Consider the following 22,494-nt stretch of genomic DNA (forward strand, 5'->3'; position numbering starts at 1 on the left):
GTCCCCGAACACTTCCCCCACCGCCGCAACCACCCGCCCCGAGCACGCCGACGACGTGGAAGCCGTGGTCAAGAGGTCACTCACCCTCGCCGACACCTGGCTGCAGGTCGAGGAGACCAGCACGTCGACCAGGCAGCTCGCCGACATGGTCCACGAGCCCAGCGGCGTGGAGTTCACCTTCAGCTTCGTCGACCGGGTCGCCCGCCCCGAGGACAACAAGGTCGCCGCCGACGAGTTCGCCAAGATCGCCCACCCGGTCAAACGGCAGGCGCCGGTCCCCGGCTTCCTCGGCATCGTCGACCGGATCCTCATGACGGCCGGCTCGATCGCCGCACCACTGCTCCCCCAGATCGTGATGCCCGTCGCGCGTGCCTACCTGCGCTCCGTCGTCGGCCACCTGGTCCTCGACGCCGAAGGCCCGACGATGGACAAGATGCTCGACAACGCCCGCGACGCCGGCTTCCGGCTGAACATCAACCTCCTGGGCGAGGCCGTCCTCGGTGAGGACGAGGCCGTCCGGCGCCGCGACGACCTCATCGAACTGGTGCGCAACCCCAGGGTCGACTACATCAGCGTGAAACCGTCCGCCGTCGTCTCCCAACTGAACCACTGGGACCTCGACACCTCCGCCGAACGGCTGAAGGAACGCCTGCGCCCCCTCTACCGCGAGGCGCTGAAACGCTCCCCCGCCCCGTTCATCAACATGGACATGGAGGAGTACAAGGACCTCGACCTCACCCTGCGGATCTTCACCGAACTTCTCGACGAGGAGGAGTTCCTCGACCTCGAGGCGGGCATCGTCCTGCAGGCCTACCTCCCCGACTCCTTCGACGCCCTACGCCGCCTCACCGACTTCGCCCACACCCGGCGCGAACGCGGCGGGGCGAAGATCAAGGTGCGCATCGTCAAGGGCGCGAACCTCTCCATGGAACGCGTCGACGCCGAGATCCACGACTGGCCCCAGACCCCCTACCTGACCAAGGCCGAAGTCGACGCGAACTACCTCCGCCTGCTCGACTGGGTACTGCGCCCGGCACACTCCGACGCCATCCGCATCGGCGTGGCCACCCACAACGTCTTCCACATGGCACTGGCCCACGAACTCTCCGTGGAACGCGGCGTCGAGGACCAGATCGACGCCGAGATGCTCCAGGGCATGGCCCCCGCACAGGCGGACGCGGTGCGTGACGTCGTCGGCGAGGTCATCCTCTACACCCCCGTCGTCAAGAAGGAGAACTTCGACGTCGCAGTGAGCTACCTCGTCCGCCGGCTCGAGGAGAACGGCGCCAAACAGAACTTCCTCTACGCCATGTTCACCCCCGAGAGCGACGAGGAGACCGGCATGACCCCGATGGAGGGCCAGCGCGAACGCTACCTCGCCGCCGTCCGCGAACGCTGGTCCACCGCCGCCGGGCCGCGCCGGACCCAGGACCGGACGGAGGAGTCCCGCCGGAAGCTCGGAACCCGCTCCAACGCCGTACCCGGCAACTTCGTCAACGAACCCGACACCGACTGCGACCTCCCAGCCAACCGCGGCTGGGCCGCCCGCATCGTCGACCCGTCCTCCGACCCCGGCCCCGCCGTCAGCGACGAGGTGACCGACCCGGCCGTCGTCGACGCCGCCGTGGACCGGGCCCTCACCGCCCACACCGCCTGGGCCGCGAAGACCGGCGCCGAACGCGCCGAGGTCCTCGACCGTGCGGCGGACGCCCTGGCCGACAACCGCCACCGCATCATCGCCGCAGCCGTCCACGAGGCCGGCAAGACCGTCGCCGAGACCGACCCGGAGGTCTCCGAGGCCATCGACTTCTGCCGCTACTACGCGGAATCCGCACGCAAGATCGACCGCCACCGCGGCTCCACCTTCACCCCCTACCGGACGGTGGCCGTCGTCCCGCCGTGGAACTTCCCCGTCGCCATCCCCGTCGGCGGCTGCATGGCCGCCCTCGCCGCCGGCGCCTGCGTCGTCATCAAACCCGCACCGCAGACCCTGCGCATCGCCGAGGTGTTCGTCGGGGTCCTGCGCGACGCCGGCATCACCGAGGACCTGCTGCAGCTCGTCAACGCCGACGAAGGCGAGGCCGGCAAGCGCCTGGTCTCCCACCCCGACATCGACTCGGTGATCTTCACCGGCGGCTCCGAGACCGCCCGCCTGTTCCGCTCCTGGGACCCGCGGACGGTGATCAACGCCGAGACCTCCGGCAAGAACGCCATCATCGTCACCCCCGCCGCCGACCCGGACCTCGCGGTCTCGGACATCCTGGCCTCCGCCTACGGCCACGCCGGCCAGAAGTGCTCCGCAGCGTCCCTGATCATCACCGTGGGCTCCATGGGGTCGTCGAAACGGTTCATGGGCCAGCTCGTCGACGCGGTGAAGTCCCTGCGCGTCGGCCCCGGAAACGACCTCGCCACCGACATGAACGGCATCATCGAACCCGCCGGAGACAAACTCCTGCGCGGCCTGACCAGACTCGACAAAGGCGAGAAATGGCTGGTCAAGCCCGAACCGCTGAACGGCACCGCCGAGGACGCCACCCTGTGGAGCCCCGGCCTCCGCGACAACGTGCGCCCCGGCTCCTGGTTCCACACCCACGAGTGCTTCGGACCCGTCGCCGGAATCATGCACGCCGACACCCTGGACGAGGCCATCGAGTGGCAGAACTCCACCGGGTACGGACTCACCGCAGGCCTGCACACCATCGACCGTGACGAGACCGCCTACTGGCGCGACCGCGTCGAGGCCGGCAACGTCTACGTGGAGCGCGGCATCACCGGCGCTATCGTCCAACGCCAGTCCTTCGGCGGCTGGAAAGGCTCCTCCATCGGCAACGGCGCGAAGGCCGGCGGCCCCAACTACGTCGCCCAACAGGGCTACTGGACCGAGGGAGACATCAGCGAACTGCACAGCGGCAGCGTCTCCACCGAGATCACCCAGATGCTGCGCGAGTTCCACGGCCTGGCGCACCCCGTTCTCACCGAGGACGACCACCGGTGGCTGCGGCGGGCCGCCGAGTCCGACGCGCAGGCCTGGACCTCCGAGTTCGGCATCGAACACGACCGCACCGCCCTGGTGGTGGAGTCCAACGTTTTCCGGTACCGGCCGCTGCTGGAGCCGCTGCGGGTACGCATCGGACCACACACCAACCTGCGCGACCTGCTACGCCTGTACCTCGGGGCGTCAGTGACCGGGACGGAACTCGACGTGTCCGCCGCCCCGACCGTCGCCGCGGAGATGGGTGAGCTGGCCAACCGGATCCGCATGGTCTCCGACACGGAGTTCGCCGCGGAGATCGCCGTAACCCCCAGCGTGCGCGTTCGCGCACTCGGCGACGTCGACGAGGACCTCTACGAGGCGGCGGCCCGCTCCGGTTCCGTCGTCCTGGACCGGCCCGTCCTGCCCGACGGCCGGCGGGAACTGCTGCCGATGCTGCTCGAGCAGGCGGTGACCACCACCGAGCACCGGTTCGGGTACATCCACGGCACCACGCCGTAGGTAGGCGCGGGGGCGGCTGGTGGTGGCAAGTGATAGGTGGTGCGGGCGGCCGTCCTGCCAGCCCGCGTGCCTCGACCACCCAGCGCCCGGTCATGACCCCAGGCGTCAGCCCGGTGGAACGGCGCCCGCCACTCCACCGGCAAGTTGCCAAGGGGGTCTGAGCGAACAGTCATGACGAATTTCCACGGTCACCACCGGCCCCACGCTGTCTCCACGACACGCGGCGGGGAGGTCCACTAGGCTCCTCCCCATGACATCTGCAGCTGCTGCAGCCTACGGGAGACGCGCCGACGAGTACATCGACGCCGTGGGACGCATCGAGCATGCGGAGGACGCCGACGTCACACTCATCGTCGACTGGGCCCGTGGCGTCCACGGCCCAGTCCTCGACGTCGGTTGCGGCCCCGGCCAGTGGACGCATCTGCTCGCCACGAACGGCGTCGACGTCGAGGGGATCGACCCCGTCCCGGCCTTCCTCGACCGGGCACGGCAGTCCTATCCGGGCGTCCCCTTCCGTCTCGGATGTGCCGAGGAACTCGACGCGCCCACGTCCTCCCTCGGTGGGATCCTGGCATGGTACTCCCTGATCCACTCCTCCCCTGGCGGCGTCGCCGCGGCGCTCGGGGAGTTCGCCAGATGTGTGCGCCCCGGCGGTGGACTGCTGCTCGGATTCTTCACGGCCGAAGTACACGGGACCTTCGACCATGCCGTCACCACCGCCCACCACTGGCCACTCGGCGCCCTCGAGAAACTCGTCGTGGACGCCGGATTCAGCGTCACCCACTCGGCGACACGGCCTGGGCGGCCCGGACGCACCCACGGCGAGATCGTCGCGGTCAGGGACACCGCCCCTACGTCCCCTTGACGTTCATGACCTGGCGCAGCTTGTGCACCACCCGGACCAGCGGCTCGGCGTCGGCCATGACCACGTCGATGTCCTTGTACGCGTCGGGGATCTCGTCGACGAAGGCGTCACCGGGACGGTAGACGATGCCGTCCATCCGGGCGGCCAGGTCGTCCGCGTTGAACCGCTTTCGCGCCTGGTTCCGCGAGAACCGGCGCCCCGCGCCGTGGGGTGCCGAGCGCAGGCCCGGCGCGAAACCGCGGCCCTCCACCACGTACGACGCCGTGCCCATCGACCCGGGGATCAGTGCCTTGACACCTTCATCGGCGCGGACGGCACCCTTGCGGGTCAGCCACACCGTCCGGCCGTAGTGCTCTTCCCTGACGGTGTAGTTGTGGTGGCAGTTGATCCGCTCGGTCTCCTCCACCGGCCCTCCGACCCACTCGCCGAGCAGGCGGGAGAACCTGTCCATCATCTCCTCGCGGTTCAGCCAGGCGAAACGCTGCGCCCAGGCGAGGTCCCGCAGGTAGGCGTCGAACTCCGGCGTGCCCTCGGGGAGGTAGGCCAGGTCATCGTCGGGCAGCTGCACCCAGAAGGTGCGCATCAGCCGCTGGGCGGCCTTGATGTGCTTCTGCGCGATCTTGTTGCCGACCCCGCGCGAACCGGAGTGCAGGAACATCCAGACACGGTCCTCCTCGTCCAGGCACAGTTCGATGAAGTGGTTGCCGCCGCCGAGGGACCCGAGCTGCTGCCGCCACTTCTTCGAGTGCCCCAGGTCCACGCCGGTGTCCTCCGCGAGCTCGGCGAGTTCCCGTGTGCGGGCCTCCGCGGAGCCGCCCAGGTCCCAGCCGTTGTAGCGTCCGGGGGACAGCGGGATGGTCCGCACGATGGCGTCGCGCAGCTCGGTGAGCTCGCGTCCGTCCAGGTCACCGGCGGTGAAGCTGGTGCGCACGCCGATCATCCCGCAGCCGATGTCCACGCCGACGGCGGCGGGGATCACCGCCCGCTCCGTCCCGAAGACGGTGCCGACGGAGGATCCCTTGCCGAAGTGGGCGTCGGGCATCAGTGCGACGTGGGGGAAGACGAAGGGCATGCCGGCGAGCTGGCGTGCCTGGTCGAGGGTGTTGTCGTCGACCTCGGAGGCGAAGCTGAGGAGCTTGTTCTCCTTCAGCGAGACTCCCGGTATGCCGACGGAGTCAGTGGTCATGGTGATCGTCCTTTCTGGTGAAAGGGCGGGGTCAGGCTCTCGTCCGGGGGACACGGTGTGGCCCGGGACCGCCGACGGGGGCGGTGGCGCGGGACTGGGGGTGAGGTCGACTCACCTGACGGTCGTCCGGACGGGGCACTGACGCCCCGCCCGGGAAAACGGTCGGAGGTCAGTGGCAGCGGTGAACGCTGCGGTGGCTGTCGAGGTGCAGCCACTGTGTGAAGAAGGCGGGCAGCGTCGACAGCGCGTGCTCGCGCTGGAGCTGCAGCGGTAGCTGTCGGTCACGATACTTCGCGTCCATGCCGCTCTCCTTCCCTGACTGTCCGGTCCGTCACTGATGTGTCCCCGGGGCACGGTGCTTCCGGGGTCGGTTGATCATGGCACAGTGTCAGCGGTTCGACAAGGGCCGGTCGCCGGCACCCCCGGCGCGCCCGGTCACGGGACCCCAGGTCTTCGGGCCGTCCGGACGGTGCCGGGGGCCTACGCCTCCCCGTCGCCCTGCTGCTGCGCCATCCGCCAGCGGATCCCGGCCTCGAGCAGCCCGTCAATGCCGCCGTCGAGCACCTTGGACGGGTCGTTGACCTCGTAGTTCGTGCGCAGATCCTTGACCATCTGGTACGGGTGCAGCACATAGGAGCGCATCTGGTTGCCCCAGGAGTTCGAGCCGTCGCCGCGCAGGGCGTCCATCTCGGCTGCCTCCTCCTGGCGCTTGCGCTCCAGCAGCTTCGCCGCGAGCACGCGCATGGCGGAGGCCTTGTTCTGGATCTGCGACTTCTCGTTCTGGCAGGTCACCACGATGCCCGTGGGGACGTGGGTCAGCCGCACCGCGGAGTCGGTGGTGTTCACCGACTGGCCGCCGGGCCCGGACGAACGGTAGACGTCGACCCGCACGTCGTTGTCGTCGATGTCGACGTGGTCGGAGGTCTCGACCACGGGCAGGACCTCCACCTCGGCGAAGGAGGTCTGGCGGCGCCCCTGGTTGTCGAAGGGGCTGATGCGCACCAGCCGGTGGGTCCCCTGCTCCACCGAGAGGGTGCCGTACATGTAGTCGCCGTGGACGACGAAGGTCGCGGACTTGATGCCCGCCTCCTCCGCGTAGGAGATGTCGTAGACCTCGACCTTGTGGCCGCTCTTCTCCGCCCAGCGGGTGTACATGCGCATCAGCATCTCGGCCCAGTCCGCGGCGTCGACGCCACCGGCGGCGGAGCGGATGTTCACCACGGCCTCGCGGGCGTCGTACTCGCCGGAGAGCATGGTGGTGACCTCGAGGGAGTCGATCTCCTCGCGCAGGTCGGCGAGCTCGGCGTCGGCGAGTTCGGCGGCTTCGGCGGCCTCGTCGTCCCCGGACTCCCGGGACTCCTCGGCCATCTCGTACATCACGGGCAGGTCGTTGAGCCGGTCGCGCAGACCACGGACCTTCTTCAGCCGCGCCTGGACGTGGCTGAGCTGGCTGGTGACCTGCTGGGCGTGGTCGGGGTCGTCCCACAGGGACGGGTCGGCGGCCTGGTCCTCGAGTTCGCGCGCGCGGGACTCCAGCTCGTCCAGGTCGAGCACCTTCTCGATGGTGGTGAGGGTGGAGTCGAGGTCGTCGATCGCGGAGATCACTTCGGGCTGCATGGTCGTCCAGTCTACTCACCCCTCGGGCGGCGCCCGGGTCACACCCCGTGCACAATGGACGCATGAACTCACCCATCCCGGCAGACGCACTGCAGGCCATCACGAAGACGTTCATCATCTCCCACGACCGGGACGACGACGGCACCCTCGCGCAGGCGCTGGTGTACAACGCCGGACGGCTGGCGTGGCGGATGCGGGAGGCGGGTGTGACCACGGAGTTCAAGACGTCCGTGTCCGACGTGGTGACCGCCGCCGACCGGGCGGCCGAGGACTTCGTCGCCGAGGCACTGCGCACGCTGCGCCCGCAGGACGGCCTGCTCGGCGAAGAGGGGTCCTCCGCCCCGTCGGAGTCGGGGCGCACGTGGGTGATCGACCCCGTGGACGGCACCTACAACTTCACCACCGGCTCCGACTACTGGTGCTCGGCGCTGGCCCTGGTGGACGGCGACCCCGAGGACCCCGAGAAGCTGCACTTCGGCGCGGTGCACCGTCCGGCGATGGGCTACACGTGGTTCGGCGGCCCCGACGTCCCCACCACGTTGGACGGCTCACCGGTGGGCACACTTCCGGACCTCCCCCCGGAGCGGTCCTGTCTCAGCGGCTACCTGCACCCGACGGACATCGCGGACCCGGAGCTCAACCGGGTGTTCACCGGCACCGTCCGGGACTTCGCGACCGTACGGTTCAACGGGTCCGCCTCGGTGGACATGGCCGGCGTGGCGGCGGGGAACGGTGCCTGCTGGTTCCAGCACAGCGTCCTGCCGTGGGACCTGCTGCCCGGACGGGCGCTGATCGAGGGCGCCGGCGGCCGGTGCGAGCGGGTCAGCGCGGGCGGGCGGCTGTGGTCGGTGGCCGGGTCACCCTCCAGTGTCGGACACGTGGTGGAGAACCTATCCTTGGAGCCATGAGCGCACCGACCTCCGGAACCCCCGACCACTCCGACGACCTGACCCTGGCCCTGTTCCTCGCCGACGTGGCGGACAAGGTCACCCTGGACCGCTTCGGCGCCGGTGACCTGGAGATCACCACCAAGCCTGACCTGACCCCGGTGTCCGACGCCGACACCGAGGTCGAACGCCAGCTGCGCGAGGTGCTGTCCACCCGCCGTCCCGGCGACGCCGTCCTGGGCGAGGAGTTCGGCGGCGACACCGGGGAGTCCGCGAAGACCGGACGCCAGTGGGTGATCGACCCGATCGACGGGACGAAGAACTTCGTGCGGGGCGTGCCGGTGTGGGCGACCCTGATCTCCCTCGTCGTCGACGGCACCCCCGTCGTCGGTGTGGTCTCCGCCCCCGGACTCGCCCGCCGCTGGTGGGCCGCCGAGGGCATGGGCGCCTGGGCCGTCTTCAACACCGGCGAGGCGCGCCGGATCTCGGTGTCGAAGGTCTCCGACCTGGCGGACAGCTCGATCTCCCTGTCCTCCCTGGAGGGCTGGCGGAAGCTGGGGCTGCGCGAGCAGCTCATCGCGTTGACGGACGAGGCGTGGCGACTGCGCGGGTTCGGGGACTTCTGGTCCTACTGCATGGTCGCCGAGGGCGCGGTGGACGTCGCCGCGGAGCCCGAGGTCAACCTCTGGGACCTCGCGGCCCTGGACATCCTCGTCCGGGAGGCCGGTGGCCGGTTCACCGCCCTGGACGGCACTCCGGGCCCGTACTCCGGTTCGGCGGTGGCGAGCAACGGGCTGCTGCAGGACCGTGTGCTCTCCGCGCTGGAGGCGTGACGGCACCCTGCCACCTGATTTTCCGCTACCGTGGGCGGGGACAACGATTACCGACACCGGATCCTTGGAAAGGGCGACAGCTGTGACTTTCACCGTCCCGAACCCCACCCCCGTGACGAAGACGCCGGAGTGGCAGGCTCTGGTCGCCCACGCGGCACGCTTCAAGGGGACCACACTGAAGGACCTGTTCAGGGAGGACCCGGGTCGGGCCGGTGACATGACCTTCGAGGTCGGCCCGCTGCACGTGGACCTCTCGAAGAACCTCGCCGACGAGAACACGGTGCGCCTGCTGCTCAACGTGGCACGGGCGAAGGGGATCGAGGAGTACCGGCAGGCACTGTTCAACGGTGAGCACGTGAACACCACCGAGGACCGTGCCGCGCTGCACACCGGCCTGCGCGTCCCGATCGACCAGGACCTCAAGGTCGACGGGCAGGACGTCGCCGAGGACGTCCACCACACCCTCGACCGCATGCGCGGCCTCGCCAAGGCCCTGCGCAGCGGCGACTGGCGCGGGGCGACGAACCACACCATCAAGAACGTGGTGAACATCGGCATCGGCGGTTCCGACCTGGGCCCCTCGATGGCCGCACAGGCCCTGCGCCAGTACTGCACCGCGGGGATCACCCCGTACTTCGTCTCCAACGTCGACCCGGCGGACATCACCGCCACGCTGGACGGGCTCGACCCGGAGTCCACCCTGTTCGTGGTGTCCTCGAAGACGTTCACCACCTCGGAGACCCTGGCCAACGCCCACAGCGCGAAGCGGTGGCTGCTCTCCGAGCTCAAGCGCCAGGGCCTCGACACCGACGACGAGGCCGTGGTGAGCGACGCGGTGGCCAAGCACTTCGTCGCCGTCTCGACGAACGCGGACGAGGTCGCGAAGTTCGGCATCGACACCCGCAACATGTTCGGGTTCTGGGACTGGGTCGGCGGCCGGTTCTCCGTGGACTCCGCCATCGGCCTGTCCCTGATGGCCGCGATCGGCCCGCGGGACTTCATGGAGTTCGTCGCCGGTTTCCACGACGTGGACAACCACTTCTACTCCGAGCCGCTGGAGATGAACGCGCCGGTGCTGATGGGCCTGTTCGGGGTCTGGTACACCTCGGTCCTGAACTCCCAGTCCCACGTGGTGCTGCCGTACTCGCAGGACCTCGGCCGGTTCCCCGCCTACCTCCAGCAGCTGATGATGGAGTCGAACGGCAAGTCCGTGCGGGTCGACGGGGAACTCACCACCGTGGAGACCGGCGAGGTGTACTGGGGCGCGGCCGGCACCAACGGCCAGCACGCCTTCATGCAGCTGATCCACCAGGGCACCCACCTCATCCCGGCGGACTTCATCGGGTTCGTCAACCCACACACCGACCACCGCAGCGCCGACGGGGAGACCAGCATGCACGACATGCTGCTGTCGAACCTGCTCGCCCAGTCGCGGGTGATGGCCTTCGGCCGGACCGCCGAGGAGCTGCGTGAGGAGGGCGTGGACGAGAAGCTCGTCCCGCACAAGGTCATGCCGGGCAACCGTCCGTCGACCACGATCATCGCCGACAAGCTGACCCCGCGCACGCTCGGCTCGCTGATCGCCCTCTACGAGCACATCTGCTTCGTGCAGGGTGTGGTCTGGGGCATCAACAGCTTCGACCAGTGGGGTGTGGAGCTCGGCAAGAAGCAGGCCAATGAGCTGCTGCCGCTGCTGGGCAACACCACCGACTCCTCGGACGTGGACACCGGCGACCCGTCGACCGATTCGCTGCTGCGTCACATCCTGCGCAACCGGAAGCGGTAGGGGCCACCTTTTTCCTGAGAGCCCGGGGCGTTGGTGGTTTCTCCTCCGGGAAACCACCAACGCCCCGGGCTCTCAGGCTGGCTGGGCCGGGGGAGGTTCCCTGCCCCCGGCCGACACCGCCGGCAACGCACGCACCACGGCGTTCCTCACCAGCTCACGGAGCTTCCCGGGGCTCCGCAGGTGCTCCTTGGTGAACCGCAGAACCTCCCACCCCATGTCACGCAGCGCGAGAAACTGGTCGAAATCGACATCGGTCTGTGCGGCAGCCCGGTGGTGTGCGCCGTCGTAGTAGAGGGCGATCTTCACGTCACGACACCCGAGGTCCGGCAGAGTGTGTCGTGGCCAGTCGCCGGAAGCGCCGGGCTCGAGGTCGACCCGGGTCTGCGACGTCCAGGTGTACGGTTCCGGCAGCAGGTCACGCACCATCAGTCTCAGCACCGTCTCCATCGGAGACTGCGCACCGTCGTCAGCGAGGTCGAGCACCCGGCTGAGGGTCGTCCGGTTGACCATGCCCGCCGCCGCCCCGCGGATCTGTTCGCGGGTGACCCAGGTGCACTGGGCGAAGGCGTCGGTGAACTGCACCGCCCGGACCTCACGTCGTGTCAGGTCCGGGACGTCGTGGACCCACCAGCTGTGACGTCCGGTGAGGATGGTCCACAGGCACTGTGCGGCGGCGACCGGTGGCGCAACCACCCGCAGCCGTGGGTAGCCGGCGACCGGGCACGTGGTGTCGAGGTTCTCGGGCAGTGGCCGGATCACCGGGTGCATCGGTGATGCCGCGGCTTGTGCCGTCATGGTGGATCTGCGGTTCTTGTTCCCGCTGTGCAGAAGGACCGGGGCGTGGTCGGCCCAGTCCGGGCGTAAACGGTGCACCGCCGCCGCGCCCCATCCCCCGAGTACCGCCTCCGGGCGGGTGAGGTGGTGTCCCACCGCGCGGGTGACGATGTCGCTGCCGAACCCGCCGAACGCCCGGGGGTCATGGCCGGCCTCCGGCTTCGGCACGACGGCGTTGAACGCCACCTGAATGTAATGGTGCCGTAGTTTCCAGTCGCTGACGGTCCCGGAGGCCCGTAGTTCGGACCGGATCACCGGCATGACCGCCGGCAGCCGCCGCCAGGTGTGCTCCGGCCCTCTCCCCGGTCGGGTGGTGTCCCCCATGTGTTCTCCTCTTCCCCTCCGCCATCCGGTGGTGCCACCGGAGACCCCGAGTAGACGGTATCCCGGGTGTCGCCGTCCAGTGCCTGTCCCCCTCAGCGGGGTTCCTGTGGACAACTTCCGGGCGACGACGGCAACGGTATCCACAGGGCCCGGGGCGTTGGTGGTTTCGCCCCGGGAAAACCGACAACAGCCCGGGCTGCCGGACCGCGGTTCAGCCGGGCTGGCAGGTCGGGCACCACCAGATGACCCGCTCGAGTTCACCGTCGTCCCCACCGGCGTCCACCCCGCCGAGGAAACCCTTCAGTACCGCGGTACCGCACCGTCGGCATGGTTTCGCGGCCCGCCCGAAGACGTAGTTGCCCATGCCGGGGCGGCGGTCGCCGGTGAAGATCCGGCGGGGCACGTGCCGGTTCCCCCACATCACCTTCCGGGACAGGTCCAGCAGGTGCGCGGCCGTGGCCTCGGCGTCCGGCCCGCTGCCGACCGGCCGGCGCGGGTCCACCCCGCCGAGGAAGCAGACCTCCGCCCGGTACTCGTTGCCGATCCCGGCGACGTTTCGCTGGTCGAGCAGCGCCGCCCCGATGCTGCGCTCAGGCCGGTCGAGGACACGACGCAGGGCCTCGTCGCGTCCGTACGCGGCACTCCCCCAGTCCGGGGCCAGGATGTCAGGCCCGAGATGCGCGGTGACCTGGCCGTAGTCGTCACGGTCGAAGAGCCGGACGAAGCCCAGGCTGTGGCCCACGGTCTCGATCTGCGGCCCGCCCGCGTGCTGGGGGCTCAGGCGCAGGACGACCCGGGCGGTGTGTCCGGGCCGGCGCCACCGGTCCCCGGCGGCGTGGATGGACCACACGCCCTCCATCTTCAGGTGGGTGTGCAGGACGCGCCCGTCGAAGTCCATGAAGAGGTGCTTGCCGTAGGGCCACACCCGGGTGACCCGCCGGCCGGTGAGGTCCTCGGTGGCGAACCGTGGCACCCGGATGTCGGAGCGGGTCACGTTCCGCCCGGTCATCCACTGCATCCGTTCGGAGAGCTGGAGTACGGAGTCACCCTCGGGCATGGACGCACCCCCTGTTCTCGCCGGTCACGGTGTCCACGGTGTCCACGGTCAGGATACGCCCGTCGGGCACGGTCGCACCGTCACCGTACGACCAGGCCCTTCGGGGTGAGCCGGGCGCCGGCTGCGGTCCACGCCGCTGTCGCGGCGCCCATCACGTCCACGCCGTTGACCCGCTCGACCGTCACCGGCGACAGGCGTCCGCCCTGCACCGCGTCCGTGAGGACGGCGACCACGGCGGCGACGTCCCCGGGATCGGGTGTGGGCGGGCCGTCGGACAGCGAGGGGCGGGTGAAGACGGTGACGGTCCGGCCGCCGCGGGTGAGGTGGGCCAGGAGCCGCCCCTCCTGCAGCACGACCAGCGCACCGGCACCGCGGGTGGGGCGGGGGGCGTCGTCCCCGGGCAGTTCCGGCCACGGCACCGCCGCACCGTAGGGGTTCGCCGGGTCCGCAGCGGCGAGCAGCACCGGCCGCGTCGTCTTCTCCCCGGAGGGGTTCTCCTCCTCGACGCGACGCAACTGGTCGATGACCTCCCTGGAGGCGAACTGGGCTCCGCCGAGTCCCTCGACGACGTAGCCGCGCAGGACGGTGCCGTTGTCCTCCCAGGCGGTGAGCATGCGGTAGGCGGCGGCGAATCCGCCCTCGGTGTGTTCCGCCGTCACCGCGCCCCGGGTCACCACCGCGTACCGGTCCAGCCAGGCTTCCCCGGTGGCGATGGCCCGGTCGGTCGCCGCCCCGGCCGCCTCCGGGACCTGTGACCACCGTCCGGGGACGCCGGCGTGCGCGTTCATCGCCGCCCGGCGTGAGCGCACCTCCTGCGACGCCACCGTCTGGGCGAAGGTGCTCCTGCCCATCCGTAGCCGGCGGGTGGTCCCTCTCCCCCGGTGGCGACGCGGGGCCTTGTGCGCGCCGGAGCCCCTGGAGGTGCCGGGCCGGTCGGTGATCCCCGTGCCGGCCAGGCGGGCGCGCACCGGGGCGAAGGAGTCGGGCATGAGCATGCCGGCGTCGAAGAGTTCCCAGATGGCGGCGTCGACGGCGTCGTGGCTGTGGCTGTCGTTGTGCTCACCGGAGGCCAGGCCCCGTTCGATCTCGGCGGCGAGGAACGCGCCTCCGCCACTCACCCGGTCACGTACGAGTGCCGCGACGGGCCCCGGTGCGTCCGGTTCACCGGCGTCCTCGGGACCGTCGACCAGCAGCGGCGCCAGGTCGGCCGGCAGCAGCATGATTCTCGGGTCGGTCGCCGACGCCGCCCCTGCACCGACGACGAGCACCTCTCCGGCGGCGACGAGGTCGTCCAGGTCCTCCGGCCGGTAGTCCGGGATCCGGGCGGGCAGCACCACGGTCTCCCATGCGCTCGCCGGAAGCGCGACACCGGCGAGTTGCTCGATGACCCCGGGCAGGTCCCCACGTTCACCGGCGCCGAGTCCGTGCCAGTCGGCCAGCACCGCCGCATAGGTCTGCACGCTCACCGGTTCCAGTGCCCCGCGGGCCTTCGCCAGGGTGGCTGCCCGCAAGCGTCGCAGTACCCCGGCGTCGACGTACCGGTCGCCGTCGTCACCGCTGTGCGACTCCAGCCGCCGGCCGCTGACCCACCGTTTCGCCAGGGAGTCCGCGGTGGCCACGCCGAGCCCGAACTCCGTGGCTATGTCGGCGGCGGTGAAGGGGCCGTGGGTCCTGGCCCAGCGCAGGACGAGCTGGTCGAGGGCGTCGACCACGGTCTCCCTCGCCGCGGCCACGCCGGGCGGCACCGGGATCCCCAGCCCGTCGCGGAGCAGCGCGACGTCCTCCACCACGGCCCACCGGGGCACACCGCCGACCTTCACCTCGCAGATGCGCCGTGGGATCATCTCCCGCACCTCCGGCAGGACGGTCCCCTGCGGGTCCTCGGTGCGGCGGGCGACCTCTGCGGGCGCCGACGGTCCCAGGGCGCGCAGCATGTCCACCACCTGCTCGGCGCTGCGTGCGCGTCGCCCCTCCGACAGCCACTGCAGCGACTCCACCACCTCGGTGACCACGTCCGGGTCGAGCACCAGGCCCTCGCCCCGCGCCCCGAGGACCGCGGCCAGCAACGCCGGGTCCACGGTGAGCGCCGCCGCACGCTCGGCGGAGTCCCCCTCGTAGAGGAACGCCCCGGTGTAGCTGAACAGCAGCGACTCGGCGAAGGGCGAGGGCGTGTCCGTGGTGATCTCCGCGACGCGCATCGACCGGGTCCCCACCGCGGCGACGATCCTCTCCAGGGCGGGCAGGTCGTAGACGTCACGCAGGCACTCGCGCATGGTCTCGACCATGATCGGGAACTCCGGGTGCGGCCGTGCCACGTCGAGCAGCTGTGCGGCGCGTTGGCGTTGCTGCCACAGGGGCTGCCGCTTGCCGGGGTTGCGGCGGGGGAGCAGCAGTGCCCGCGCGGCGCATTCGCGGAACCGTCCGGCGAACAGTGCCGATGACCCCACCGACTCCGTCACCTCGGCGACGACCGGGCCGGTGTCGTCCGCGCCGCCGGTGAGCAGCTCTGCGCCGGGGGCGTCCTCGGTGTAGGGCAGCCGCAGGACGATCCCGTCGTCCCCGGCGACGGCCATGGCGTCGATCCCGGAGCGACGCGACAGTGCCGCCCCGAGCGCCAGCGCCCACGGTGCGTTCACCGACCTCCCCCACGGGCTGTGCACGACGACCCGCCAGTCGCCGACCTCGTCGTGGAAACGCTCGACGAGGACCGTACGCTCGTCCGGCACCACCTGGGTCGCCTCGCGTTGTCCCGCGTAGAAGTCGTCGAGGTTGCGCCGGGTGTTGTCGTCGAGGAAGGCGGCCTCACGCAGGTCACCGTCGACTCCGCGTCCCCAGGTGCGACGGGCGGTGCCGATCACCGGCCCGAGGTCGGCGGGGCGCCCCTCCGCGTCGCCGACCCAGAACGGCAGGCGTCCGGTGTGCCCCGCCGCCGGGGTGACGATGACCTGGTCACGGGTGATCTCGGCGATCCGCCACGATGACGCCCCGAGGGTGAAGACGTCGCCGACCCGGGACTCGTAGACCATCTCCTCGTCCAGTTCGCCGACGCGCCGCCCGCCGGTGTTCTCACCGTCCGCGGGGAGGAAGACGCCGAACAGTCCGCGGTCCGGGATCGTCCCGCCGGACGTCACGGCGGTGCGCTGCGCCCCGGGGCGTGCCTCGAACCGTCCGGTGGCCGCGTCGTAGACGACCTTCGGACGCAGCTCGGCGAAGTCGGTGGACGGGTACCGGCCGCTGACCAGGTCGAGGACACCGTCGAACGCCTCCCTCGGCAACGCGGCGTACGGGTGGGCGCGCCGGACGGTCCGGAACCAGTCCTCGACATCCACCGACGTCTCCCCGTCCCCGCCGGCGGCGGCCTGGGCGGCCACCGCCACGGTCTGCTGGGCGAGCACGTCCAGTGCATTGGACACCACCTGCAGGGGCTCGAGCTCCCCGGCGAGCATCCGGTCGACGATCACGGTCGCCACCTCGGCGTCCTGCCGGTGCAGCGGGTAGACCGTGGCCCGGGACACCGCGCCGACGGAGTGCCCGGCGCGCCCGCACCGTTGCACCGCCGAGGAGACGCTCGGCGGTGCGCCGACCTGGACGACATGGTCGACCAGCCCCATGTCGATACCGAGCTCCAGGGACGACGTCGCCACCACGCAACGCAGCGAACCGTCCTTCAGGGCGGCCTCGATGTCGGCGCGTTCGTCCTTGGACACCGACCCGTGGTGGGCGCGGGCGATGACCTGCGGTGCACCGGACACCGCACCGGACTGCGCCATGAGCTGGGCCGGGTCACGACGGGTCGGTGCCGCCAACGACTCCGGGTCGTGCTCCTGCGCCCACATCTCGTTGAGCGTACCGGTGAGCCGCTCCGCGGTCCGCCGGGCGTTGACGAACACCAGCGTGGACCGGTTCTCCATCACCTGCCCGTAGATCGCCCGCTGGACGTGCGGCCACACGGACTTCTGCTGCGGCAGGGCCGACTCGCGGTCCACCCCGGAAGCCACCCGGCTGCCGCTGCCCGCGTCGGTCACCCCGCCGACGCCCTCGCCGACGAGGGACGGGCCGAGCAGCGCCTCGTCCACGACATCGACTGTGCCGCCACCGCCGGTGCCGCCGGTGCCTGTCGGCGCGTCCTCCACCGGCGGCGGGTCGCGGAAGTCCTCGACCACGCTGCGCACCCGCACGTCCCACAGCTTCTGCGACGGCGGGTTGACCACCGTGACCGGCCGGTCACCCCCGAGGAAGGCGGCGACGGTGTCCACCGGGTTCACCGTGGCCGACAGGCCGATGCGCTGGACGGGGCCGCGCCCGGGCCGGGTGAGCCGGTCGAGCCGCTCGAGGGTGAGTGCCAGGTGTGTGCCCCTCTTCGTGCCGGCGACGGCGTGCACCTCGTCGACGATGACGGTGTCGACGTCCCGCAACGTCCCCGCAGCCTTCGAGGTGAGCATCAGGTACAGCGACTCCGGCGTGGTGATCAGCACGTCCGGCGGGTTCCGCAGCAGTTTCGCCCGCTCCGCCTGCGGGGTGTCCCCGGACCGCACCCCGACACGCACCGGGGCGATGTCCGTGCCGGTGGCCGCCGCCGTCCGCGCGATCCCCGCCAGGGGGACCTGCAGGTTCCGTTCCACGTCCACGCCCAGGGCCTTCAGCGGGGAGACGTAGAGCACCCGGGTGCCGCCTGTGCCGCCTGTGCCGTCAGTGCCGTCCAGCCGGTCCTTCATCAGCCCCTGCGACGTGAGCCTCGACAGGGCCCAGAGGAAGGCAGCGAGGGTCTTCCCCGACCCGGTCGGCGCGACGACGAGCGCGTTGTCCCCCCGGCTGATGGCGTCCCACGCCTGCGACTGCACCACCGTAGGCTCGGTGAAGACCTCACGGAACCAGGTGGCCACCGGTGTCGAGAAGCGGTCGAGCGCGTCGAGCGGGTCGAGGGGATCGGTCATGTCCACCAGTCAACCACGCGGACCGGACATGAAACCGCCGCACCGCGTGGCACGGAACACGGTCCTGCGCCGCCACTCCGACTACACTAGGGCGCCATGACGCGTTTCATCGACGACGATGCCCTTGCCGGTCGCCTCGCCCAGGGCACCGGAGAGATCCTCAAGGGGGTCCGCAACGTCGGGCTGCTCCGGGGCGGGGACCTGGGTGCGGCGGGGGACGCCATCGCCCAGGACTGGATCGCCCGGTGCCTGGCGCTGCACCGCCCGGACGACGCCGTCCTCTCCGAGGAGGCCACCGACGACCTGTCCAGGCTGGGCCGTGAGCGGGTCTGGATCATCGACCCGCTCGACGGGACGCGCGAGTACGCCGGCGTCCGCCAGGACTGGGCGGTGCACATCGCGCTGGCGGTCGAGGGTACCGTGACAGTCTCCGCCGTCGGCATGCCTGACCTGGGCCAGGTCTTCTCCTCCGCTGAGTCGCGCGCGGTCCTCGGGGCACCCACGAACCGTTTCGTGATCTCCAGGAACAGCACGCCGGAGGTGGCCCCCCACATCGCCGAGACGCTCGGTGCCGAGCTGACGACCATGGGGTCCTGCGGTGCGAAGGCCATCAGCGTGCTCCTCGGCGACAACGACGCCTACATCCACGCCGGCGGGCAGTACGAGTGGGACAACGCCGCCCCTGTGGGGGTGTGCCAGGCCGCCGGCCTGCACTGCAGCCGGCTCGACGGCTCACCCCTGGTGTACAACAACGAGGACACCTACCTTCCCGACCTGCTGATCTGCCGTCCCGACATCGCGGACGACATCCTCGCCGCCGCCGCGGCGTTCTCCGCGGAGCACGGTTCCTACACGACCGTGTGACACCACGGCCGTTAGAATCGGCGGGATGAGATTCCTGCGCCCCACCCGCGGTCAGAAGGACCGGACGTCCTCCCCCTCCCCGGCCGCGTACGGTGGCCTCGTCGCCGCAGGCACCGCGGGGCTGGCGGCGGCCGCCGCGCTCCCCGCGCTCACCGCCGACCTCATCCAGCGGCGCGGGCGCCGCGAACGTGAGGCTCCCCGCCCCGGCACGTTCTCCGCCTCCGTCGGGGACTCTGAGATGACCGTCTACACCGACGGCCGCTCACTCTACGACGACATGATCGCCGCGATCGACGGCGCGGAGGACATCGTCCTCATGCAGAACTACCTGTGGAAGGACGACGCCGACGGGTTGGCGTTCATCCGTGCGCTCAACGCCGCGGCCGACCGGGGCGTGGAGGTGTACGTGATCTACGACGGCTTCGGCAACATGGTGGTGCCGCGGTCGTTCTACGACAACTTCTCCGACAGGGTCCACGTCGCACGGCTGCCCTTCGCCTCCCGGAAGCTCTGGACCGCGCCGCTGCGCAACACCGGGGTGAACCACTCGAAGATCCTGGTGGTGGACGACCACACCGGGTTCGTCGGCGGGTACAACATCGGCTCCCAGTTCGCCGGTCACTGGCGGGACACCCACGTCCGCCAGGTCGGACCGAACGCGTGGGGTCTGCGCAACGCCGTGGCCCGCATCTGGAACGAGAAGTGGCCGGAGGGCGGGGACATCCCGTGGACCGCGCCCGACAGCTGGGACTCCCGGGTGCAGGTGGTGGCGAATCTGCCGGTGCAGCTGGTCTACCCGCTGCGCAACATGTACCTCACCGCCATCGAACGTGCCCGCGACCACATCTGGATCACCACCGCGTACTTCATTCCGGACCAGCAGATCCTGCAGGCCCTGTACCGGGCGGCGGACCGGGGCGTCGACGTGCGCCTGATGGTGCCCAAGGAGTCCAACCACATGATCGCCGACTGGGTGAGCCGGGGATTCTACGGTGAGCTCCTGGAGCACGGTGTGACCCTGCACCTGTACGCGACGACGATGATCCACGCGAAGACCGCCACCATCGACGGCGAATGGTCCACCGTGGGGACGGCGAACATCGACCGGTTGTCGCTGTCCTTCAACTACGAGACGAACGTGGAGGTGACCGACCGTGAGTTCGCGGCGACGATGGAGAAGGTGTTCATCGCCGACATCGAGCACTGCGAGACCGTGACCTCGGCGTCCTGGCGGGACGAGCACCCACTGGCCCGCGTCGCGGAGATCGCCCTGATGCCGTTGCGGAAGGTGCTGTGAGTTCCTGAGCCGCTAAGGCCACTGTAAGCTTCCTGGTATGAACAGGAGCACAGCCGGCCGACGCTCCTCCGCCCGGAGAGGACGCCCACCTCGCATCTCCCGCGAGGACGTGGTGACGGCCGCCCTCGGTATCGGGGTGGCGGAGGTCACCTACTCCGCCGTCGCGCGGGAGATCGGCGTGACTCCTCCGGCGCTCTACCGGTTCTTCCCGACGAGGGAGTCACTGGTGGTCGCGTGCGTGCGACACGCTTTCGCGGACATCCCCTCCCCCGCCGCGGACACCTCGTGGCGGGACGCCGTCGAGCGCTACGCCTTCGACATCTGGGAGGTGTTCGTCCGCCATCCGGGGCTCCACGAGGCGTACTCCGATGTGCCCCTACCCCCGCAGCAGCTGTCCCCGGCCTTCGCCGCCATGCTCCGGCACATCGAGGCCAAGGGCTACACGGCCAACCAGGCCAGGTTCGTGATGGTCACGTTGCTCAACCACACGTCGTCCGCGTTCGACATGCTGCGCCGCCAGCGGCGGTACCTCTCCGACGCGGGTGACCCCTCCGGGGACGACGGGGCCCGGATCAGTCTCACGCACCCGGACGGCCGCCCGGTCGCCTCCGAGGCCGAGCTGACCGACAACACCCGCAGCCAGTGGCTCGTGGACCTCGCATTCCTCCTCGACAGCCTCGAACGCGTCGACCCCCACTGGCCGGAATGGCGCGGCACTTTCCACGGGAGTGTGGACCAGCTGCCGGCCACTCCGGTCGAGGATTAACTTCATCACTTTTACAAAAGGGGGAGCACTAATTACCCCTCAGGACGCCTTCCTACCAATCGCCCGCGTCCGACTCTAGAATGCGACTACCGACCACCTGCGGTCCATCCCGCCACCGCGTACTCCCCCATCCGCGAGCACGCGCACCGGCATTCTCACACCACGCCGTCCCTGTAACGAAACGCCATTCATCGGGGATTGGTAGATCCGAGCAATACGACTCGAACCGCAGCTGACCAGCATCTCCCACCTACCACGATGTTGTCCGCGAATCCGGGCCGACGCAGTCACGACCATTCACGATCGCCGAATGCCCCATTATTAATAGCCCTACATTATTCGGGACAGAGCAGATTTGCATGAGACATACTAATATAAATGGAATAAGAAATAGGTTCCGACAACCAGCACCACACAGGGAGGCCGCAGTGCTGCGACCAGAAATTAAGCAACGCCAGGCGGGTCGCCGACCGCAGTTCTCGTCGAAGGACTGTGTTGATGCAGCGATTCGACTCGGGGTGTCTGATTTCACGATGGCTTCGGTGGCACGTGAGCTCAGCGTGACGCCGAGCGCCATGTACCGTGCTTTCGCTTCCCACCGGGATCTCCGGGAAGCGTGCCTGGACCGGATTCTGGAGGTCATCAACCCTCCGCCGTCGGAGACGTCGTGGCAGAGTGTTCTCTTCCATGCGAGTGAGGAGTGGACCAGGGCGTGCCGGGAATTCCCCGGCCTGGACAATGCTCTTCTGCATTATGACGGCCCGGTGGCCCGTTTCATCCAGGGTGGTTTCACACACCATGTCGCTGGTCTGAAGTCGGCCGGTTACAACACCGAGCAGTCTCTTTTCGCGGTCGGGGCGATACTGGTTGCCGCGACGTACGCTGACGAGGCCCGGCCCATGTCGGAGGCGGACCAGGACGACTCGTCGCCGTCGTCGTTGCGTCGGCCTTCGCTGGTGAGTTTCGTCATCCGTGGTCTTTCCGCGGACTGGCCGGAGTGCGCTCCGGAGGTCTTCACCCCCTGAGTACACCGCCTCCCTCTACGCACTGTTCCACCGCTGACAGTCAACGCTCCCGGCCACCTGGGCCGGGAGCGTTGTGCGTGTCACGCCATTGTCGCCGTGATGATGAGGTTGTCTCCTGTGGCCACGCCGTCGCGTTCGAGGCAGGTGATGAACACGAGTCGTCCGGGGACGTTTTCCCAGACGTCGCCACGGTAGGGAAGTTCGTCTTTCGGGACGAAGAAGCTCTCGTCGGTGTTGTACGCCACTCCGTCGACGTCGATGGTGTCTCCTGTCTGGAGGATGCTCTCGCCTCGTCGTGAATCCATGACCGCGTTCCCGGGGGCGAATCCGTTGGTCACTGAGTGGGCGACGATGTAGACGGTCCCGTGGGGTGCGTCGTCGACGCGTACCCCCATGTTTCGCACGTGGTATATCTCCGTGAATCCTGGTGGCGTGATTTGTCCGTCGACGGCGGACAGTTCTGACAGTGACACCGACATTCCGACTTTCGGTACGGTGACGCGTGCTCCGGCGACGTGCTGGACGTTCATTTCCTCGATGACGGGGGCTGGGGGGAGTTCTCCCCCGTCGATTCTGACGGGGTTTCCGTGGAGGTCTTCCACGGCCGAGGGTGGTGGTGGTTCTGTCGGCGAGTAGGCGAGCAGTCCGAGTCCTGCGCAGATGCAGACGGCTGAGAGGATTCCGGCGATGAGTGTGGAGATCCGCGTTGTGCGTCGGGGGGTGGGA

General features: G+C 69.7%; 16 protein-coding genes. 9 read left to right on the forward strand and 7 right to left on the reverse strand.

The genetic code is table 11. The features are described 5' to 3' along the window. Nucleotides 1-64 precede the first annotated feature (64 nt). Nucleotides 65-3,493 (forward strand): proline dehydrogenase family protein, encoded by a 3,429-nt coding sequence (locus Q0A34_RS01825; protein ID WP_291477940.1) that lies wholly within the window; start codon nt 65-67, stop codon nt 3,491-3,493. 250 nt (nt 3,494-3,743) lie between these two features. Beyond that, nucleotides 3,744-4,358 carry a class I SAM-dependent methyltransferase gene (locus tag Q0A34_RS01830; RefSeq protein WP_291477911.1) on the forward strand — a complete coding sequence of 205 codons (615 nt, stop codon included), beginning with the start codon at nt 3,744-3,746 and terminating at the stop codon, nt 4,356-4,358. On the opposite strand, the gene Q0A34_RS01835 is transcribed toward Q0A34_RS01830, so the two are convergent. The 3 genes from Q0A34_RS01835 to prfB all read right to left on the reverse strand — a co-directional run bounded on the left by Q0A34_RS01835 (nt 4,345) and on the right by prfB (nt 7,161). Next, nucleotides 4,345-5,544: an RtcB family protein gene (locus Q0A34_RS01835; protein ID WP_291477913.1), complete on the reverse strand. Its 1,200-nt coding sequence runs from the start codon at nt 5,542-5,544 to the stop codon at nt 4,345-4,347. The genes Q0A34_RS01830 and Q0A34_RS01835 overlap by 14 nt on opposite strands. Nucleotides 5,545-5,713: 169 nt before the next feature. Continuing rightward, a complete protein-coding gene (locus Q0A34_RS01840; RefSeq protein ID WP_291477915.1) occupies nt 5,714-5,845 on the reverse strand; it encodes a hypothetical protein in 132 nt (43 codons plus the stop codon). Between the two features lie 179 nt (nt 5,846-6,024). Then, nucleotides 6,025-7,161 carry a peptide chain release factor 2 gene (gene prfB, locus Q0A34_RS01845; RefSeq protein WP_291477917.1) on the reverse strand — a complete coding sequence of 379 codons (1,137 nt, stop codon included), beginning with the start codon at nt 7,159-7,161 and terminating at the stop codon, nt 6,025-6,027. A gap of 62 nt (nt 7,162-7,223) precedes the next feature. On the opposite strand from prfB, the gene Q0A34_RS01850 reads away from it, so the two are divergent. From Q0A34_RS01850 to pgi, 3 genes are all read left to right on the forward strand, one after another. Next, the gene (locus Q0A34_RS01850; protein WP_291477919.1) at nt 7,224-8,069 is read left to right on the forward strand and encodes an inositol monophosphatase family protein; all 846 of its coding nucleotides are present in this window, start codon (nt 7,224-7,226) and stop codon (nt 8,067-8,069) included. Beyond that, complete coding sequence (hisN, locus tag Q0A34_RS01855; protein WP_291477921.1) at nt 8,066-8,881, forward strand: histidinol-phosphatase; 816 nt, start codon at nt 8,066-8,068, stop codon at nt 8,879-8,881. Before Q0A34_RS01850 ends, hisN begins: the two co-directional genes overlap by 4 nt. 82 nt (nt 8,882-8,963) lie before the next feature. Then, nucleotides 8,964-10,667: a glucose-6-phosphate isomerase gene (gene pgi, locus Q0A34_RS01860; protein WP_291477923.1), complete on the forward strand. Its 1,704-nt coding sequence runs from the start codon at nt 8,964-8,966 to the stop codon at nt 10,665-10,667. Between the two features lie 72 nt (nt 10,668-10,739). Here pgi and Q0A34_RS01865 read toward each other — a convergent pair whose 3' ends face one another. From Q0A34_RS01865 to Q0A34_RS01875, 3 genes are all read right to left on the reverse strand, one after another. Beyond that, nucleotides 10,740-11,825, reverse strand: a complete 1,086-nt coding sequence (locus tag Q0A34_RS01865; RefSeq protein ID WP_291477924.1) for a DUF559 domain-containing protein — start codon at nt 11,823-11,825, stop codon at nt 10,740-10,742. Nucleotides 11,826-12,036: 211 nt separating this feature from the next. Further along, nucleotides 12,037-12,882 (reverse strand): DNA-formamidopyrimidine glycosylase family protein, encoded by an 846-nt coding sequence (locus Q0A34_RS01870; RefSeq protein ID WP_291477926.1) that lies wholly within the window; start codon nt 12,880-12,882, stop codon nt 12,037-12,039. Nucleotides 12,883-12,962: 80 nt separating this feature from the next. Next, a complete protein-coding gene (locus Q0A34_RS01875; protein ID WP_291477928.1) occupies nt 12,963-17,816 on the reverse strand; it encodes a DEAD/DEAH box helicase in 4,854 nt (1,617 codons plus the stop codon). A gap of 96 nt (nt 17,817-17,912) precedes the next feature. Between Q0A34_RS01875 and Q0A34_RS01880 the strand changes: the two genes are divergently transcribed. The 4 genes from Q0A34_RS01880 (at nt 17,913) to Q0A34_RS01895 (ending at nt 21,768) form a co-directional block, all read left to right on the forward strand. Continuing rightward, nucleotides 17,913-18,680: a 3'(2'),5'-bisphosphate nucleotidase CysQ gene (locus Q0A34_RS01880; protein ID WP_291477930.1), complete on the forward strand. Its 768-nt coding sequence runs from the start codon at nt 17,913-17,915 to the stop codon at nt 18,678-18,680. Nucleotides 18,681-18,705: 25 nt separating this feature from the next. Further along, nucleotides 18,706-19,977, forward strand: coding sequence for a phospholipase D-like domain-containing protein (locus Q0A34_RS01885; protein WP_291477931.1), 1,272 nt, complete (start codon nt 18,706-18,708; stop codon nt 19,975-19,977). 37 nt (nt 19,978-20,014) lie between these two features. Beyond that, nucleotides 20,015-20,743 (forward strand): TetR/AcrR family transcriptional regulator, encoded by a 729-nt coding sequence (locus Q0A34_RS01890; RefSeq protein ID WP_291477934.1) that lies wholly within the window; start codon nt 20,015-20,017, stop codon nt 20,741-20,743. Between the two features lie 428 nt (nt 20,744-21,171). Beyond that, complete coding sequence (locus tag Q0A34_RS01895; RefSeq protein WP_291477936.1) at nt 21,172-21,768, forward strand: TetR/AcrR family transcriptional regulator; 597 nt, start codon at nt 21,172-21,174, stop codon at nt 21,766-21,768. An 80-nt stretch (nt 21,769-21,848) separates the two neighbouring features. On the opposite strand, the gene Q0A34_RS01900 is transcribed toward Q0A34_RS01895, so the two are convergent. Then, nucleotides 21,849-22,494, reverse strand: a 646-nt coding sequence (locus Q0A34_RS01900; RefSeq protein ID WP_291477938.1) for a class F sortase, incomplete at its 5' end; no start/stop codon positions are given.

Origin of the sequence: Corynebacterium sp., from assembly GCF_022712195.1 — a bacterium.
Lineage (GTDB): Bacteria > Actinomycetota > Actinomycetes > Mycobacteriales > Mycobacteriaceae > Corynebacterium.